11 protein-coding genes, 1 tRNA gene and 1 pseudogene are annotated in these 19,005 nt (G+C 46.8%); 6 read left to right on the top strand and 7 right to left on the bottom strand.

What is annotated here, in order from left to right; all coding sequences use genetic code 11:
* Window positions 1-17: 17 nt before the first annotated feature.
* The 3 genes from O3276_RS04930 to O3276_RS04920 all read right to left on the bottom strand — a co-directional run bounded on the left by O3276_RS04930 (window position 18) and on the right by O3276_RS04920 (window position 8,143).
* Window positions 18-2,348 carry a hypothetical protein gene (locus O3276_RS04930; RefSeq protein ID WP_269674634.1) on the bottom strand — a complete coding sequence of 777 codons (2,331 nt, stop codon included), beginning with the start codon at window positions 2,346-2,348 and terminating at the stop codon, window positions 18-20.
* Between the two features lie 50 nt (window positions 2,349-2,398).
* Window positions 2,399-4,750, bottom strand: coding sequence for a hypothetical protein (locus O3276_RS04925; protein ID WP_269674633.1), 2,352 nt, complete (start codon window positions 4,748-4,750; stop codon window positions 2,399-2,401).
* 105 nt (window positions 4,751-4,855) lie between these two features.
* Window positions 4,856-8,143, bottom strand: a complete 3,288-nt coding sequence (locus tag O3276_RS04920) for a hypothetical protein (RefSeq protein ID WP_269674632.1) — start codon at window positions 8,141-8,143, stop codon at window positions 4,856-4,858.
* 497 nt (window positions 8,144-8,640) lie between these two features.
* Between O3276_RS04920 and O3276_RS04915 the strand changes: the two genes are divergently transcribed.
* Window positions 8,641-9,081, top strand: coding sequence for a hypothetical protein (locus tag O3276_RS04915; protein ID WP_269674631.1), 441 nt, complete (start codon window positions 8,641-8,643; stop codon window positions 9,079-9,081).
* 171 nt (window positions 9,082-9,252) lie between these two features.
* Here O3276_RS04915 and glk read toward each other — a convergent pair whose 3' ends face one another.
* The gene (gene glk, locus O3276_RS04910) at window positions 9,253-10,227 is read right to left on the bottom strand and encodes a glucokinase (protein WP_269674630.1); all 975 of its coding nucleotides are present in this window, start codon (window positions 10,225-10,227) and stop codon (window positions 9,253-9,255) included.
* A 733-nt stretch (window positions 10,228-10,960) separates the two neighbouring features.
* Between glk and prfB the strand changes: the two genes are divergently transcribed.
* From prfB to O3276_RS04895, 3 genes and pseudogenes are all read left to right on the top strand, one after another.
* Window positions 10,961-12,059 (top strand): peptide chain release factor 2 gene (prfB, locus tag O3276_RS04905; protein WP_269674629.1). Its coding sequence is split into 2 segments (ribosomal slippage): window positions 10,961-11,035 and window positions 11,037-12,059, totalling 1,098 coding nucleotides; the frame shifts between segments, so codons are not numbered across the junction.
* 30 nt (window positions 12,060-12,089) lie between these two features.
* Window positions 12,090-13,593 (top strand): annotated as a pseudogene (gene lysS / locus O3276_RS04900) (lysine--tRNA ligase).
* Window positions 13,594-14,045: 452 nt separating this feature from the next.
* On the top strand, window positions 14,046-14,768 hold the full coding sequence (locus O3276_RS04895) for a TetR/AcrR family transcriptional regulator (protein ID WP_241693334.1): 723 nt from the start codon (window positions 14,046-14,048) through the stop codon (window positions 14,766-14,768).
* Between the two features lie 189 nt (window positions 14,769-14,957).
* Here the strand turns inward: O3276_RS04895 and O3276_RS04890 are convergent, their stop codons facing one another.
* Window positions 14,958-15,956: a Ppx/GppA phosphatase family protein gene (locus tag O3276_RS04890; protein WP_269674628.1), complete on the bottom strand. Its 999-nt coding sequence runs from the start codon at window positions 15,954-15,956 to the stop codon at window positions 14,958-14,960.
* Between the two features lie 144 nt (window positions 15,957-16,100).
* On the opposite strand from O3276_RS04890, the gene ung reads away from it, so the two are divergent.
* The gene (gene ung / locus O3276_RS04885) at window positions 16,101-16,787 is read left to right on the top strand and encodes a uracil-DNA glycosylase (protein ID WP_269674627.1); all 687 of its coding nucleotides are present in this window, start codon (window positions 16,101-16,103) and stop codon (window positions 16,785-16,787) included.
* Between the two features lie 114 nt (window positions 16,788-16,901).
* Window positions 16,902-16,978, top strand: a tRNA-Arg gene (locus O3276_RS04880).
* Window positions 16,979-17,002: 24 nt separating this feature from the next.
* Here the strand turns inward: O3276_RS04880 and O3276_RS04875 are convergent.
* Both O3276_RS04875 and O3276_RS04870 read right to left on the bottom strand, forming a co-directional pair.
* Complete coding sequence (locus tag O3276_RS04875) at window positions 17,003-17,971, bottom strand: hypothetical protein (protein WP_269674626.1); 969 nt, start codon at window positions 17,969-17,971, stop codon at window positions 17,003-17,005.
* Between the two features lie 224 nt (window positions 17,972-18,195).
* The gene (locus O3276_RS04870; RefSeq protein ID WP_269674625.1) at window positions 18,196-18,924 is read right to left on the bottom strand and encodes a hypothetical protein; all 729 of its coding nucleotides are present in this window, start codon (window positions 18,922-18,924) and stop codon (window positions 18,196-18,198) included.
* Between the last annotated feature and the right edge of the window lie 81 nt (window positions 18,925-19,005).

Here is a 19,005-nt window from a genome sequence, read left to right as displayed (position 1 = left end):
TATGATTTCTCCAGGTGTTAGAAAACTTTTTTATGTTTTGATTTTTTATGGTACGACAGGTCTATATTCGCTGTCAGCCAGCCAGACTCCTTCAGTTTTTCCGCTCTTGCTTGCATCTCAATTATCCGGCTCTTGACTGTGTAATTCATTAAATCATCGGGTAGTTTGATGTTGTGTTCTTTCAATTTTTTCCAATAATGGTGGGTGTGAAGACCACTGCATGTTGAACTGAGATACAGTAATCTATCGTATAATTCTGTGTGCTTTTCTGGTGAGGTAATGCGTTTCAACAATTGATAGAGTGTTGTTGAAGAGGCTTGGTAGTAAATCTCTTTTTTGTCAAAACCGAACTGATAGATATAGTACAACATCCAGTCTGCCTTCTGCGGTACGGGATCAAATGTAATACCTTCTATCGGAGTGATGTTAACAATCCGGTTTGCAGTCTTCAGGCTGCCATTGAATCTATTGAAATCAAATTGGCAGTTAGTAAGTTTGTTGAGAAACCAGTGGGCAAACTTATTGGGTGAGGTTGGTATAACTTCTTTTTTGCCAGCAGAAGGATCGGGAACAACCATTTTTGCGGAGATGCCGCCAAACTTTTTTACACATAAATCAGCCAGTTTTCGTAATGTCAATATATTCCAGCTGGTCATTCCTTGAATGGCAGGGGGAGGGATTTTTCCCCGCCTAATGTAGCCGATGGCATTTTCCAGTACCCGGGGGCCCTGGTTTTTAACCAGCTTATTCTGCAAATACTCATGTAGATAGCGTAAATAGGTATCTTGTAGTTCCACAGGATTCAGTACTTTCAATACTTTAATCAGTTGGTAGTCCGAAAATGATCGTTCAGGTTTGGCTAGTCTGATCAAATGCCTGATATGGCCTGGCAGCCACTCCTCCGATGGTAAAAAATATCGACTGCATGGTTCAGGAAATGGAAACCCATGGTTGTTAAAGCTTTTGGTCATTTTGATAACATCCATTGATGATTCGATGGTTGATTTACCTAAAAAGTCAATCATATATTGATAGTAGTCCTCTGATTTTGGATTAATGATGGCTAAATCCGTACGGTGCAGAACTTTAACATCAAGGTTCATTTTCCAGGCCAGAACTCGTATCAGATTTGTTGACCATTTTTTCCTGTGTGATGATTTTACGATCTCAAATGAAGGGATCTTTACACTATTTCTTATCAGTCTTTGCATGGTGATATCAGCAGCCCGTGGTTTATTGATTGGTTTCTTTACAAATTCTTCAAGATAAGAATAGACCTGCATGGCTGAATAGTCTGTGGTATCACTGCTAACTGGCGCTGTCTGTACATCTTCCGCCGGTAGCTCCATAACGGCAGCTTCGGAATGATAGGGCGTTATTTGTACCTTTATTTTCTTAAAATCTTTACCTGTTGGTGTGAGATATTGATCGGCAATATTGCTGATAAATTGCTGCCACTGGCTTCCTGGCCAAAATTCATGCTGACACGGATCAGCAATGTAAATATCGGAAGTAGCCATATAGGATGGCTGATGATAGCTCCCGTCAGCACAATGCAGATCACTATGAGCATGTTTGTGTTCAGCTTCATACCATTGGCTTTGCATCTGCACACTATCACCTGAAAGACGTGGGCATACCAGCAAACATACATGTGTGGAGGATCTTTGCATCCTTCCTTTCTTTGCTATGGCTCTTGCACTAAAAAAGCTGACAACCATTTTGAACAGGCTGATGTCCGGATTTTCCAGGCAACAGGAAGCCATTAAATGAGTCATCTCATCACATTGGGCTACTTTGTAGGTTTTGACTAACTCTGCTATGTGCCTGGCGTATTTAGCCTGATGTTGTTTCAAGTCATTAACAGGAGAGAGTTCTTGTATCAAATGATGAATCTTTGGTACCAGTAAATGCTCATAAATCATTCCAATACAGGTGAAATTGCCGTGAATGGGTAATCTTTTATGCTCTGGCATTTGAGCGGATTTATCAGAGCTTATGGCATACTCAATATCCATTTTGCGAATATCGTCCAGTATTCTATTCAGTATTGTGGGGATTGAATGAGTTTCAGCGCTCTGCTTGGAATCAACTTGCAGTTTACTTTTCTGAGAGTTTTGGTGAATAGGCTGACCTTTTGCTATAGCAACCTGGTATTTCGGTAGTTTCTTTTGATCTCTCGTCTGATTATCATGCTCCTGATGATTAATCCGGGTGGTTTCCAATTTGATCTTTTTTAAGGGGTTGTTTTTATCCTGTTGCTGTGTTCTTTTCTTTTGACGGTTCTCCGGCGGCTTTTGATAACCCGTAAGCCGTATGTTTTGATGAGCGGCAGTGGATACATGCATACTATGATTTAACCTCTTAATGGCAGCAATTGTTATGATGTTTCAAAGCGCTAGAAACCGTTTTTATGCTTTGATGTTTGATGCTGTGACAGGTCTATATCCCCTGCCAGCCAGCCTGATTCCTTCAGTTTTTCTGCCCTTGCATGCATCTTAATCATCCTGCTTTTGGCTGTACAATACATTAAATCATCGGGCAGTTTGATGTTATGTGCTCTCAAGGTGGTCAAATAGCTGCTGGCTTTGAGGTCACTCCATGTTGAGCTGAGATACAATAATCTATCGTATAATTCTGAATGCTTTTCCCGTGAGGTAATGCGTTTCAGCATTTGATAGAGTGTTGTCGAAGAGGTCTGATGGAAAATCTCTTTTTTGTCAAAACCGTATTGATAGACATAGTACAATATCCAGTCAGCCCTCTTTGGAACGGGGTTAAATGTGATACCTTCTATCGGGGGGATATGAATAATCAGGTTTGCAGTCTTTAGCTTGCCATCGAAATTATTGAAATTAAATTGATTATTGGTAAGTCTGTGGAGAAACCAGGCGGTAAACTCATCGTGTGAGGTTGGTATCACTTCTCTTTTGCTAACAGAAGGGTAGGCAGTAACCGTTTTTGCCGAGATGCCGCCAAACTTTTCTACACACAAATCAGCCAGTTTTCGTAATGTCAATATATTCCAGTTGGTGAATCCCGCAATGGCGGGGAGGGGGATGGGGTGGGGCCCATCTTTAATACTGCTCAGGGCATTTTCCAGTACTCGGGGGCCCGGGTTGTCAACCAGCTTATTTTGCAAATACTCATGTAAATAGCGTAAATAGGTATCTTGTAGTTCCACAGGATTCAGTACTCTCAATACTTTAATCAGTTCGCCGTCCGACAATGATCGTTCAGGTTTGGCCACTCTAAGCAGATGCCTGATATGGCCCGGTAGCCATTTTTTTGATGGTAAAAAACATCGGCGGCATGGTTCAGGAAATGGAAATCCATACTTGTTAAAGCTGTTGGTCATATTGTTAATATGTTTTGATGATTCGATTATTGATTTGCCTAAAAAGTCAATTATATATTGATAGTAGTCCTCTGATTTTGGATTAATAATAGCCAGATCTTCACGGCACAGAACGTTAACATCAAGGTTCATTTTCCAGGCCAGAACACGTATTAAATGGGTTGACCATTTTTTCCTGTGTTTTGATTTTACGGTGTCAAAAGCCGGGATCTTTACAGCATTCCTTACCAGTCTTTTCTTGGTGATCTCAATAGCCCGTTGTTTTTCTCCCTGAACTTTTTTCCTTAATTTGTTTACAAATTCTTCAAGATAAAAATAGGCGGGTATGGCTGAATAGTCTGTGCTAGCCCTGTTAACTGGCACTGTCTGTATATCTGTGGCCGGTAGCTCGTTAACGGCAGTTTCTGAGTGATAGCGCGTTATTTGTACCTTTATTTTTTTAAAATCTTTACCCGTTGGTGTGAGATATTGATCGGCAATACTGCTGATAAATTGTTGCCACTGGCTTCCTGGCCAATATTCATACTGACACGGATCCGCAATGTAAAGATCAGAAGTCGCCATATAGGGCGGCTTATGGTAGCTCCCGTCAGCACCATACAGATCACTATAGGTATGTTTGTATCCCGCTTCATACCATTGGCTTTGCATCTGCACACTATCACCTGAAAGTTTTGGGCATACCATCAAACAGACATGAGTGGTGGATCTATCCAATTTTCCTTTCTTTGATCCGGTTCTCGCAAAAAAAAAGTTGATAACCATTTTAAACAGGGTGATGGTGGGATTTTCCAGACAGCAGGAAGCCATTAAATGCGTCATCTCATCACATTGGGCTACTTTGTAGGTTTTGACTAACTCTGCTATTTGCATGGCGTATTGGGTCTGCCGTTGTTTTACGTCATTAATTGGGGAAGATTCCTGTATCAAGTGATGAATCTTCGGTACCAGTAAATGTTGATAAATCTTTTCAACACAGGTGATATTACCGTGAATGGATAATCTCTTATGCTTTGGCATTTGAGCGGATTTATCAGGACCTAAAGCATACTCAATATCCATTTTACGAATATCATCCAGTACTCTATTCAGTATTGTGGGAATTGAATGACTTTCAGTGCTCTGCTTTGAATCAATCTGCTGTTTACGTATCTGTGAGTTTTGGTGAACAGGCTGACTTTTTGCCATAGCCACCTGATATTCCGGTAGTTTCTTTTTTAATCCCGTCTGTTTAATGCGCCCCTGATGATTTATCCGGACAGTATACAGCCTGACCTTTTTCGAGGGATGGTTGTTTTCCTGTTGCTGTTTTCTTTTGTTATGATGGTTTTTCGGGGCTTTTTTATAATCAATAAGTCGTCTATTGTGATGGGCAGCAGCGGATACAAGCATCTTATTTTGCAACCTCTCAATGGCAGTGATTGTTGTGATTTCTCAAGGTGTTGGAAAACTCAGTGCATACTTCTTTTTTAGGGGTGCTTATCATTTTATGCAAGCTTACCCCGGCGATGGCCTTGATTCAGGCTGAATCATCGCAAGCAGTGTTGTGACAAAGTCCTTTCTTTTGATCTCAAAATCACTCTCATGCACAGCTGTCAATAACCAGCTGTTAACTCTGTGCTCAAACGCTTGACGGTAAATATGGCTCTTCAATTTCACTTGAAGATTCTCCGTCAGCACTTGCAGGCGCTGTTGTTGTTTTTGCCGCTGGTGAGTCTGGCAGTCAGGTTTTCCGGGCTTGTTTTCACGGTGCAGAGCGATGAACTGCCTGGCTTTATTCAGGGTGAGCAGGGAGCGCATCAGCAGGCCATAAATATGCTCCTCCGGGTTTTGTGGAAAATTAAACAGAATGGTTCGTGGTATGGAAGATATCTCTCTTCTTTGCAACCGATCTGTCAGCAGCTCAAGGTTATCGGCAAGGTATGCCAGCGTATTGTTCAGTAATCCGGTTTCTTCAGCAAACGACAAACACCACACCGGCCTGTTCACGCCTGGAACGTCAATGGCCAATCGTGCTGTATTTCTGTCTGTTACCAGGGCGTTAACACTGACCTGAAGGTCCATTACTTTCATACCCAGATCACCGTCTTTAAGCTGAATATTGTAAGCTGTCGGGAGTTTGATCGCCGGGCATCCGGGAGCCCGGCTGATGGTCATGCTCTTGGGGATTTCTGAATCCCTGTCGGTGTTAAGTACCTGCAGCTTTTCAAAGAGGGTTCTGGCCGACTCATCTGTCGTGCAAATAATGTCAATATCATTGAATGAGGAGCAGAGGTTCTGTAAACAACGCGCGTATGAACCGGTCACCAGTATGGCGGGAACGTCACAGGCGTCATTGATTTCCTGGATGATCTCCAGTGTATTCAGTATCAGCACATTTAACCGGGAAGCCTGCCTTTCCGGGAAGCCCGGTCCGTCTGCTGTTGCTACGGGATACTTCACGGGAACCGCCGCTTTGTGTTGACTGGCAGAGGCTGCGTGTCTTTGGGGACTGCTCCCTGAGGCAACGGTATTTGCCCGTTTATACAGCAAACTGTCAATTATCCTGGCTTTATGAACTTCGCAGTTGCGTTGTTCAAACCAGGAGACCAACGCATGACGCCGTTTGCTTCCTTCCGGAAAATGCTGAAGGCAATTCAGAACCTGTTCCTTATGGATGGCTTGTCCATTAATAGACTGGCTGGTGATATAGCAGTGTGCCAGAAAGAAAAAATGTATACGTGAATTCTTGAATGAGCGCCTCAGGCCTGTGATGGATTGCAATACCTGTTGCGCTGACACCACCTGATGATCAATTGACAGCCCATGCTGCATAGCCATGAATTTCAATAGACATTCCAGTCGATCATGCTCATCGTCTTTGACCGATACGCTGTTCAGGATTTGCCAGGCCTCTTGCAGTGTCTCCTGAGCTTCGCTGGTTTCCTCGTACTTTTGAGATTGTTTCAGCTTTTGAATCAAATACCTGATTTGCTTTGCAGACTGATCGCCGGGTGCTTCATTAAACGCTGCCAGTACTTTCCGATTATCCAGACAGGCGCTATTCAATTCTCTTGCATTCAATGCCAGCTGAGAATAAAAAACCGCTTTTTCGAGCAACCAGCCACTGCGTTCATAATCCTTAACCACCGCCTCCGGTGTAACCTGCTGACCATTGAACGCCAGGCCCCTCAGACAACATTGATCCTTGAAGCGTACTATTCCCAGTTTGCCGTCCGAACTTTCCGGAAAATCCTTAACCACTGCATCCGGTGTGACCTGCTGGCCATTAACCGCCAGTCCCCTCAGGCAACATTCCATTTTAAAGCGTGCCTGCGCCAGAGGTGCCCTGGCCGCCCTGAAACCCCTGACCACCTCATCCGGTGTGACCTGCCGGTGATTCAACGCCAGGGCCCTCAGGCAACATTGTTCCTTAAAGCGCGCTATCCCCAGTCTGCCTTCCCGGGTATCCGGGAAATCCTTCACCACCGCATCCGGTGTGACCTGCTGGCCATTCAACACCAGACCTCTCAGGCAACATTCCTCTTTAAAGCGTGCCAGCTCCAGTGTTGCCCCGGCTGCCTGATAACCCTTAACCACCGCATCCGTTGTGACTTGCTGGCCGTTCAGCACCAGTCCCCTCAGGCAACATTCTGCTTTAAAGCGCGCCAGCTCCAGTGTTGCCCCGGCCCCCTGATAATTCTTGGCCACCACATCCGGTGTGGCCTGCCGGTTCGGCAACGCCAGGCCCTTCAGGCAACATTGTTCGCTGAAGCGTAATGTCCCCAGTCTGCCTTCCGGGCTGTTTGGGAACCTCTTAACCACCGTGTCCGGTGTGATCTGCTGGCCATTTAATGCCATGCCCTTCAGGCAGCATCGTTCCATAAAATGCGCCAGCCCCAGTCTGCCTTCCGGATTATCCGGGAAACCCTTAACCACCTCATCCGATGTCACGTGCCTGCCTTTCAACAGCAGGCCTTTCAGGCAGCATTCTGCTTTGAAGTGTGCTAGCTCCAGTGTCGCATTGGCAGCCTGATAATCGTTAACCACGGCATCCGCTGTGACCTGCTGGCCATACAACACCAGACCCCTCAGACAGCATTCCGCTTTGAAGCGTGCAATACCCAGTTTACCAAGCGGACTGTCCGGGAAATCCTTAACCACTTCGTCGGGTGTGACCTGTTGGCCAAGCAGTGCAAGGTCTCTCAGGCAGCATTCCGCTTTGAAGCGTGCAATACCCAGTTTGCCTTGCACACTGTCCGGGAAATCCTTAACCACCATAGCCGGTGTGACCTGCTGGCCCTTCAACAGCAAGCCTTGCAGGCAGCATTCTGCTTTGAAGCGCGCTATTTCCAGGGTTGCTCTGGCTGCCTGATAATGCCTGACCACGGCATCCGGTGAGACCCGTTGGCCATTCAATATCAGGCCCTTCAGGCAGCATTCCGCTATGAAGCGTGCTTTTCCCAGTTTGCCTTCCGGATTCTCCGGGAAAGCCTTAACCACGTCGTCCGGTGTCACCTGCTGGCTATTCAACGGCAAACCTCTCAGACAACATTGTTCCATAAAGCGCGCGATCCCCAGTTTGCCTGGCAGACTATCCGGGAAGGCCCTGACCACCGCTTCCGGTGTGACCTGTCGGCCCTTTAACGGCAGGCCCTTCAAACAACATTCTTCCATAAAGCGAGCCAGCTCCAGTGTTGCCCGGGCGACCTGGAACTCGTTAACCACCTCATCCGGTGAGATCCGCCGACCTTTCAACAGCAGGCCTTTCTGACAACATTCTGCTTTGAAGCGTGTGATTGCCACCAGATACTTAGTTCGATCTGGCTTCCGGGTGAATTCCTGGATGACCTGATCCGGGGTCACTTTTCTGCGGTTGAGTAGAATGTTCTGTAAGCACAGTTTTGACAGAAAAAAGCCAGTTCTGAGAGAGGTTCTGTCTTTTCCATAGGCGTTAAGCACCACAGCCGGGGTGACTTGCCGTCCCTGTAATGGTCTCTTTTTCCAAAAAGCGTCCTCAATACCTTTGGGATTATCCCGGGATGGGGCTATACCCCTGTGGTATTGATGGTTTGAGACTCTTTTGCCATTAAATGTACTTCCGTTGCGGTCAGGAACCCTGCCTGAAGCGGTTTGTTGGCGAACCCGGTCAGCAGGCTTTGGGTGGGCGTAGGTTGATGTGGTTGCTTTCAGAATAAAGCCCCGCGCACATTAGACTGTAAATATCGCTATCAGACCTCAAAATGCTGAACAGGTTCCGTTTCAGGTGGATTACGGGGGGTGAAGCTGGGAACACTAAAATTATGAAACTAATTGCTAAATTCAGGCTCTTAAAAGATTTAGACATCTTTGAGGGTAATTCAATGCAAGCATCTACATCAATTATTCAAATGCCTCAGACTCAGAGTGCGGAAGCCTCTAATCTACCATTTATTCCAGAACCAATATCTTGTCAGTGTCAGTGTATGGGACGAACTGTTTCACTGTTGGAACGAACAGCTGTTAATCTGACCTTTAGCCTGCCTACAGCCTGTGGTGTTGCAATTACTGTCGGACATGTTGTTACGGCGTTTGCCGGTGCTTATGCAGGATGTTTCACAGGTTTTTTTGCAGCTTTAGTCGTAGGTGGTGCTGCTGGTATGGTCGCCGAGCATGTGTATGTTCAGTGTCGGCATGTAGTCCCGACGGAATCACCTGTACGGCTTACAGAGTTGATCAGTCATGACCCTGAGCAGGTTGTTTGAAAATAAAGTAATTGTTCTTCTTCTGAGAGTAATAACCGGTACTCACTGTCCTGGCATTGACCGGTCGATTATTCACTCTCAGTCAACACTATTTGTCTGGCCCTTGTGGACCAATTGCTGCTCTTCCAATATCTCTGGAAGCTGACCCGGATCAGGGCCAGCCACGAAAAATCAATGGATCAACGGGTTGCCTAATGCTTCACACGCACCGGTCAGGCCTGGATTGTCGTGAACAATCAGGTTGGTGGGGATACCCGCCAGATAACCGGCCATCTTATCGTTCAGGTCGAATGATGTCCTGAAGTCCGATTGAGCGAAGAACTCCGGGAAGCGTGGAATAATACCGCCAGCAATATAGACGCCCCCCTGGGCTCCGGTGGTCAGTGCCGCATTACTGGCGGCCCTGCCCAGCAGTTCGCAGAAATGCAGTAGTGTCTGGCGACAGAGGGGGTCCCCGTTCAGGGCCCGGGCCGTGATCTCATGATTTTTCAGTGTCTGTGTTTGGCCAGACAACATACTGTGGGCTTGATACAGCCGCTCAATGCCAGAACCGCACAGTACCGATTCCCAGGAAACATAGCCCAGCTGCTGCTGAATAATACCGAGAATCTCCTTATCCATGGAGGATATGGGAGAAAACGCCGCATGTCCGCCCTCTCCGGGCAGAGGCAGCCAATGATCGCCTACCTTCTTTAATGCGGCAACGCCAAGGCCCGTGCCTGGTCCAATAATCAGTTTGGTGGCCCCCGGGATTGCCTCTCCGTGGCCAATCCTGACCAGGGTGTTTTCAGGCAGGGCAGGGAGGGCAAGCGCCTGGGCGGTAAAATCATTGATCACTTTGAAGGACCGCAACTTCAGCGTGTCTTTCATGTCAGACTGGTTGAATGCCCAATGGTTGTTGGTCATTTTTATCGTCTGGCCACTCACCGGGCAGGCAAACGCCATGCAGGCATGATCCACGGCGACTTGCTGATGTTTCAGGTAAGCGCTGACCGCATGATCAAGGTTGTCGTAGTCATTACAGGCCAGCACTTGTACCGAGTCTGTTTGCAGCTTGCCACCCAGTGAGAGTGCAAACCTTGCGTTGGTGCCACCGATATCCGCTACCAGTGCCATTGAGTCATTCGATAAAGTGTCACGTGACATAATGAAGAGTGCTTCTGTTATGTACCCAGAGCGGACGATCCTGTTCTAGGGCCTGTTGACGTTTCGTTGCGTGCTCAGCGTATCAGGGCGCTCCTATGACGAGGCGCGGCATTGCAGGAAGGCTGGTTGCCTTTCAAAATGCCGCAACGAAGTCATAGGGGCGCCCTGATACGCCCGAAGGGTGGCTCAGAAAGGCGCCATCTGCTTTGTCAGACTTGCTTGGCGTAGAATAACTACGCGCTGCACAAGTCTTTCGCGCATCTGACGCCTTTCTGAGCCAGACTGCGCGTCCCGCTGAGCACGCAACGAAACGTCAACAGGCCCTAAAGGCTTTGGGGCTCTGGCTACGGGTGAGGGTGAAGTAGCGGGCGGGAGTTTACCTTACTGTTGAGTAAAGGCGTAGTGTGCTGTCATGACATGAGTCAATGGGCGGGTATGCAGTGTTTACTCCCCGGGTTGGCAAGACAACGTCGACAGGTCCTGGTGGCTGGATATCGGAGCAATTCCAACCAACAGGCTATTGTTGTAAAATCACTCAGTTGTATTACAGGTTTTGGTAATGGCCTTGTCGGCCAGCTGTTGTTGTGAGCAGTGTTTCATAGGCAGCCATGTGTTGCCAATTTCATTCCCATTGTATTTTCAGAGCGGCTGGTATTGGTCAGCTCTTGATGGGGCTATAGCAGTATTAAAGTTTGGTGCCGTGTGCACCTGAAAAAGTGAGTGATATAGGGCAATGTTTGAAGTCAATCCCATTAAGGAGCGTATCAAGGACCTGAGAGCGCGTACTGACGTGCTTAGGGGGTATCTTTGACTACGCTCACAAGAGTGAGCGGTTGCAGGAAGTAGAGCGGGAGCTGGAAGACCCGAACGTCTGGAACGATCCGGAGTACGCCCAGAAGCTGGGCAAGGAGCGTTCCACCCTGGAAGCGATTGTTTCTACCATTGATGAGCTGACCAGTGGCCTGGGGGATTCTGAAGAACTGCTGGAAATGTCGGTAGAAGAAGAAGACGAAGAAGGTGTCCAGGGCGTTGTGGATGAGCTTGATGAGCTGGCCCAGAAACTGGAAGTACTTGAATTTCGTCGTATGTTCTCCGGTGAAATGGATCCTAACAGCGCCTTTCTGGATATTCAGGCCGGTTCCGGCGGTACTGAGGCCCAGGACTGGGCCAATATGCTGCTGAGGATGTACCTGCGCTGGGGTGAGGCCAACGGTTTCAAAACGGACATCATTGAAGTCTCTGCCGGTGAAGTGGCAGGGATCAAATCGGCAACGGTGCAGTTTAACGGGGATTATGCGTTTGGCTGGTTGAGAACGGAAATCGGCGTTCATCGCCTGGTGCGTAAATCACCGTTTGATTCCGGTAATCGCCGCCATACCTCCTTTGCTTCCGTCTTCGTTTCTCCTGAGATTGATGACAATATTGATATCGAAATCAATCCGGCAGATCTGCGAATTGATACCTACCGTTCCAGTGGTGCCGGTGGACAGCACGTCAACACCACCGATTCCGCCGTGCGTATTACCCACGGGCCAACGGGAATTGTTGTACAGTGTCAGAATCAGCGTTCCCAGCACCAGAATAAAGACAAGGCCATGCAGCAGCTGAAGGCCAAGCTTTATGAGATGGAGATGCAAAAGAGAACGGCGGAGTCTCAGGCGATGGAAGATTCCAAGTCGGACATCGGCTGGGGTAGTCAGATTCGCTCCTATGTACTGGATGACTCCCGTATTAAGGATCTTCGTACCGGGGTAGAAACCCGGAATACCCAGTCTGTGCTGGATGGTGACCTGAACAAGTTCATTGAGGCGAGCCTGAAAAAAGGCCTGTAACTGGAAGAATATTATGTCTGAAGAACATTTTTGTCGCAACAGGCGCAGGAAGAAAAGGCTGCTGAAGCCCATGAAGAGAACCGCCTGGTGACCCTGCGCCGGGAAAAACTGGCGGCCATTTCGCGCAAAAGGGGTGGCCTTTCCCAATAAATTCCGTCGTGATTCGCTGGCTGGCGATCTTCAGGAGCAGTTCAAGGATCATGACAAGGCTGCCCTGGAAGGCCTGAACCACTACGTTAAAGTGGCTGGCCGTATTATGTTGAACCGTGGCGCGTTCATGGAACTGCAGGATATGTCTGGCCGTATCCAGCTCTATGTGAACCGCAAACAGCTGCCGAAAGAGACCCTGGACGCCATCAAGACCTGGGATTTGGGGGATATTATCGGTGTAGAAGGTGCTGTTCAGCGCTCTGGCAAAGGCGACCTTTACGTTGATATGAGTGCTGTCCAGCTACTGACCAAGTCTCTGCGTCCACTGCCTGAAAAGCACAAAGGCCTCACCGATACCGAGCAGCGATACCGTCAGCGCTATGTTGACCTGATCACCAGTGAACACTCCCGGGAAACCTTCCGGATCCGTTCCAGAATCATTCAGGGTATCCGTAACTACTTCCTGGGTCAGGACTTTATGGAAGTGGAGACGCCGATGCTGCAGGTGATTCCCGGTGGTGCCACGGCCAGACCGTTTGTGACCCATCACAACGCGCTGGATATCGATATGTACCTCCGTATCGCCCCGGAACTGTACCTGAAGCGTGTGGTCGTTGGCGGTTTTGAACGGGTATTTGAGATTAACCGGAACTTCCGCAATGAAGGGCTGTCTACTAGACATAACCCGGAATTTACAATGATCGAGTTCTATCAGGCTTACGCGGATTACACCGACATGATGGATCATACTGAAGCCATGCTGAAACAGCTGGCTCAGGACGTTCTGGGTAAAACTGAGTTCGAGTACCAGGGGCAGATGATTGATTTTGGCAAGCCGTTTGCGCGGATGTCGGTATTTGAATCTATCTTGCATTTCAACCCGGATCTTGATGCCGCTGATATTGACAACCTGGAGTCAGCCACACAGGTTGCCGGTAAACTGGGCGTTGATGTGAAGCCGATCTGGGGGCTTGGCAAGGTTCAGATGGAAATCTTTGATGAAACGGTGGAACATCACTTGCTTAACCCTACCTTCATCACGGATTACCCGACCGAAGTGTCGCCTCTGTCCCGTAAAAATGACGACAACCCATTTGTTACTGAGCGCTTTGAGTTCTTTGTGGGGGGTCGGGAAATCGCTAATGGTTTCTCTGAGTTGAATGACTCAGAAGACCAGGCTGAGCGCTTCAGACAACAGGTAGCTGAAAAGGATGCCGGGGACGATGAGGCAATGCATTACGACGCAGACTATATCAATGCGCTTGAATACGGTCTGCCACCCACTGCCGGAGAAGGTATTGGTATTGACCGGTTGGTGATGCTGTTTACGGATGCGCCGTCCATCAGGGATGTGTTGTTGTTCCCTCACATGCGTCCTCAGTAGATATTGACGCGGGAGTAATTGTGCTTAAGTTTGTACTTGTCAAATATGTGAATCGACGATGCAGGTATCATTTGCATTGGTTATATGAACCTGCCGTTTGGTTACCGTATTAGTAATTACCTGCTTAACTCAGTTATTTTCTGAGTCGCTGATAGTTCAGGATTGACGACATGAGCAGGCCAAGCCTGCTCATGTAGTATCCGGGAGCCTGAAGTTGAGTCGATGCGCTTTGCTGGTGAAGCCAGGAGCTTGCCATACGCCCGGTCTGATCGGTCTATAAGGATATGGGGAGTACTCCAGGTATGGCGGTCTGATAACCCTGAATAGTGGCAGGGCCGGTTTTCATACGTATGGTTGATTTCTGTACTAAGATGCTTGTTCAAGCGACGGTACTGGACGAACGCTATAAAACAATCAGGCAACTGTAAGGCAGTCTTAATATGGTCTCAACAATGGATTCCTCATCAGAAGGCATGAAAAGCTCTGGTAAGCACGACAGTGATATGAAACTGAAATATCAGGGGCGAAAAACCAGTCGTGCCAATAGTGAACAGCGTCGTCGTACAATTCTTGAGGCGGCATTAAGAATCGTTGTCAGAGATGGAGTCAGGGGTGTCCGTCATCGTGCTGTTGCCAAGGAAGCCAATGTTCCTCTTTCTGCAACCACCTATTATTTCAAAGACATTACGGATCTGATCACTGACACCTTCACTCTGTTTGTGGAGATGGGTGCCCAGAAGTTCAAGGCGTACTGGGAAGAGTCTGACAGTATGCTGAAAATGGCCATGAAAGAGCTTGTGCCATCGGACCAGGCCAGTCGTCAGGTATTTGCTGACCGGATCAGTGATCTTGCTATTGAGTATGTTCTGATTCAGCTGGCAGAGCATCGTGACTACCTGATCGCAGAGCGTGCTTTTCAGCAGGAATGCCTGCGTAACGAAAACCTGAGGCCCATTGCCTTCAGTCACCAGAAGTTCTTTCTCGACAGTCTCAAAACATTCTTTGCAAAAATCGGCTCTAACCATCCTGATATTGATGCTGAACTATTTGGCAGTATTATCATTCATGTTGAGTACCAGGGATTAATTGCAGGTTTTGAAGACGAAACAACAGTGGACAGGCTCCGGGTAATGCTCAAGCGTCAAATAGAGTTGATGCTGGGTGTATACAGTTAGTACGGCCATCTTAATCTGCCCTTCTTCCACCGTGGAAAAGCCTGCAGAACCATTTAAACACTCATGATTCTTCAGGCTTTCATCAATCTTTCAATGCATGGAAGGGAAAAGCACAATCAACGAAGAGCAAAAGAAAATATTATCTTTTCTTTTCTTTTTACTCTTATCCGAAATTCATTGAAACGTTTATTAATGCCAGAGAATTGGAAATTCGAGCATTCCGACAGTGCTGTTGTGGTCGGAGATAAACATCTGCGTAATGTCCAGCTCTTCCATGAAACCAAATACCAGAATTGCACTTGAAAGACTGGCCTCATTGGTACCGATGGATGAGGCCTGATCCAGGATATATCGCTCCAGTTTGCCCTTGTCCAAAGACATTTGGTGCATGGTGATATCTTCTGCGAAGCCTTCCTGAAATACCGGGCCGATACCGGTGATTTTAACCTGATCTTTCTTCAGCTCATTGCGAATAATAACCGGCGTTCTCCGGGCAAGATATCGTGCGAAGGTGATACCTGCTTCGAGCTCTTCAGTTGATATGGGGGACAATGACCCCGGCAAATGCGTTGGTTTGTTCTGGACAACTTCCTTCAGGTATTCCATAAAGGAAACTGAACCAAAATCACCTTTGTGGGCAAATGGGCCAGCTTCAGGATCGGAGATAATCAACTGAAAACTCTCCTTCCCGATATCCCAGACGACGGGTGTTTCAGAATGATCAGTCGCCGTTAAAGCTGAGAAAAAATCCATTCGATCTTCTTCTTCAGGGGAGAGAATACGAATGTCGATACCGGATGTACGCCGTATCTTTTGCACCAGCTCTTCGGCGTTATGAGCCTCCCTGAAAATGTCAGTAGCAATGGCCCTTACTTGCACCGCCTTGAAATGTTCCTGCCGGGTTCGCAGTTTTTGAAAAAGTCTCTGGGCCTTTTTTAGCATAAAGTTGCTGAAAAAACCGTTGTCGCTGGCTGACAGGTCATCGTAGAAACCCGCTTCCAGAGAGCCGTAATCAAGGTGCCGGTAAACTTTGTCGGTCTTATTGTTTACGTCGGCGATGGCGAAGTAAATAGAATTGGCATTGATTTCGATGGCCATCCTGCGTTCGAGCATTGCCAGGGACTGGCAGCTAAAAAGAAGGGCTGCAACCGCAGAAATTCTGATCGATGCTTTATTAAAAGTTTGCATTGTATTGAAGGCGATCCGTAACGAAGACTGAGTTGTTATTAGTAAAGGTGTTGCTGTGCTAAAGTGCGTTGGCTGGCAAAGAGTGTAGTTGGCTCTTATGCGGTTGGAGGTAATTTATTTGTCAATGTTATTTGAGGTAGGGTGATGCCAGACATCAAATTGGAGCCTTCCTGGAAAGCCATGCTTCAGGATGAATTTACCAAAGAGTATATGCAGACCCTGCGCAGTTTTCTGCAACATGAAAAGGCTCAGGGCAAGATGATTTACCCCAGGGGGGCAGAATACTTCCGGGCCCTGGACCTGACGCCGTTTGCGCGGGTCAAAGTGGTGATTCTTGGGCAGGACCCTTATCACGGGCCGGGCCAGGCCCATGGGTTAAGCTTCTCGGTACGTCCCGAAGTCGCCATTCCTCCTTCACTGGTTAACATGTATAAAGAGTTGGAGTCAGATTTGGGCATTCCGCCAGCCAATCATGGATTTCTGGAACACTGGGCCCATCAGGGAGTGTTACTGCTCAACAGTGTGTTGACAGTCGAGCATAAGCAGGCTGCTTCTCATCAGGGCAGGGGATGGGAGACATTCACTGACCAGATTGTTGCCGCGTTAAATGAGCAGCGAGAGCATATTGTTTTTATTTTGTGGGGCAGCTACGCACAGAAAAAAGGCCGGTTTATTGATACCGGTAAACATCTGGTTCTGGCATCCGTTCACCCATCGCCACTATCAGCTTATCGAGGCTTTTTTGGCAGCCGACCTTTTTCCAGGAGCAATGATTATCTGGTCAGTCATGGAATACAGCCTATAGACTGGCGACTGCCATCCTTGAATTGACCGGTGATATTTTGTTCCATGAGTACTGTACACAGGGCATTGGTTTATGTATGATCCACGCCACTGAATGCAGACGGTTGTTGCAATACAGTTTGCAATCGTTTCAGTCTTTACGCGCTCGTAGCTCAGCTGGATAGAGTACCTGGCTACGAACCAGGCGGTCGGAGGTTCGAATCCTCCCGAGCGCGCCATCAAAAGGAATAATTCATCAGAGTTTACCACTGAATTGGCTGATTGAAGATGTTGATCTCCTGCTCAAACGCAGCCTTTCGAAGCTGCCATTCATACGCCAGATAAGCATGGTATTTGCTAATCTCCTCTTGGCGATTTGCTTGATTGGAAATATTCTGTTTGCGGCGTCTAATGTACTCCCTTTGCACCATTCTTTTACGCTCTAAGTAAACGGGATCATGACTGCGATTCCTGTAGTAATCCCTGTTTATCTTCCTTTTAGACTCTGCGTAAGAGGGATTCTTAATACGCTTCCTGTAGTACTCCCTGTTTTTCTTTAAATACTTCGCATCAGCGGGATCGTTGTAACGCACGGAGTTCCTGATTCTCTGCCTTTTACATGCATCGTTGGCGGGGTCATTGCGAAACTTCCTTTGATCCTCAACTATTGTTGCGTTACCCTCAGAGAACCACTCTGTTTGGGGTATTTGGCTATAACTTGTCGTTTGATTTAGATTTTGTGGGCTAAAAGGTGTGGTAGAAAGATTGATTATCTGATGATCTGGATACCAATGGCATGCAGGTATCGGATTTCTGGTTTCAGACTCACTCACCGATAAGCATGCCTGTGGAATAAAAGGGGTAACTGGTTCTGGTGCTAGCCTGGCCTCAACACGTTCATTATCAGAATCCCAGGGTACATAGTGACCAAGCTCTGATTGTTGTATGTCAGGTAGCTCATTGCCGAAAGTGGCTGCTGGATCGGTTAGAATCAGATTATCAATATCATATTCAATCAGGGAATGAAAAGAACTGACATTATTTTGGCAAAAATCCGAATGACTATGGTAAGCAGGTAAAGATAATTCCGGCACATGAACAGACTTACCATGATATGAAGGCTGCGAGTTGTTATAATCAGGTGGAATCAGTTGTTCTACTGAATATAATGAGCGGGAACGAGTATCGGAACAGGCAGGCTCGAATGGAGGTAAGTTATTAAAGAGATACATTGCATTATAAAATTGTCGAATTAAAGACTGAGACAATTATTATATAAAAAAGTTCCTTCCTGAAAAAAAAAACGGATCAAAATTTTTGTCAACCAAATATAAAATTTTTCTGTCTATCTATCCAGCCAGTAAACAACACCTGCTTACTTTTTGCTTGTTGACCGTCCACTCAAGGCAGATTGTGTTTGAACCGGATTGTTGAGATTTATTCTTTTATTAAACTGCTAAGGATGGGGGAGCAATGAAGAAAGCTTTGCTTGTTTTGCATTAGCTGCCTCTTTTCCCTTTTCCCTTGCTACTTTATCACTAAAGCCTTTACTTATAGCTTTTTTATAGGCCATTAACTTTGCACTGTATATGGCCTTTTTTTCCTTGCCTTTGACGGATGAGTAATATTTGGCTCTAGCCCTGTATGTTGCCATCTTGCCGCGGTCGGACGTACGGTATCTGGCTCTGGTCTCCTTGCCTTTGTCAGATGCCTCGTATCTGGATTTGGCCTTCTTACCTTTATCAGATGCTTCGTATCTGGCTCTGGTTTTCTTACCTTTATCAGATACTTCGTATCTTGCTTGGTACTTTCTGGCTTTATTGCATCCTTTATCATTGATCATGATGCTTCTATACGACATTGATATAGTTTCTTCGAGAGTGTTGACCTGAGATAAACGACTCACTACAGGTTGATCTTCGTTTGCCGGGTTATTAATGATTGCTATTGACCTTTTTCCAAGCGTTGGATTATCAGATGATTTATGAAAAATCACCGTTGGATACTGAAGGGCATATTTGTTGGTTGTATTAATACGCATCGAACATAGAATAGTAGCTGCTTCAACAACTTCTCGGGAGAAAGCCTGAACCGATACTCCAGATAAAGAATAAGTATTATCTTTGAAATAAGGGCATAGTTCAGAAGTAATGTTTGATTGAAAAGAAAAAACAGAATCTTTCATTGAATTATTGAATTGTTGAGTTTTACAGTAAGACTGCTCTATCTTATAAAAGTTCATCTCTGAATAATCAATATTTAAGTC

This window comes from Endozoicomonas sp. GU-1, assembly GCF_027366395.1.
Taxonomy (GTDB): domain Bacteria; phylum Pseudomonadota; class Gammaproteobacteria; order Pseudomonadales; family Endozoicomonadaceae; genus Endozoicomonas.
The sequence above is the reverse complement of the archived record's forward strand: the minus strand, read 5'-3'. Positions and strand labels throughout refer to the sequence as shown.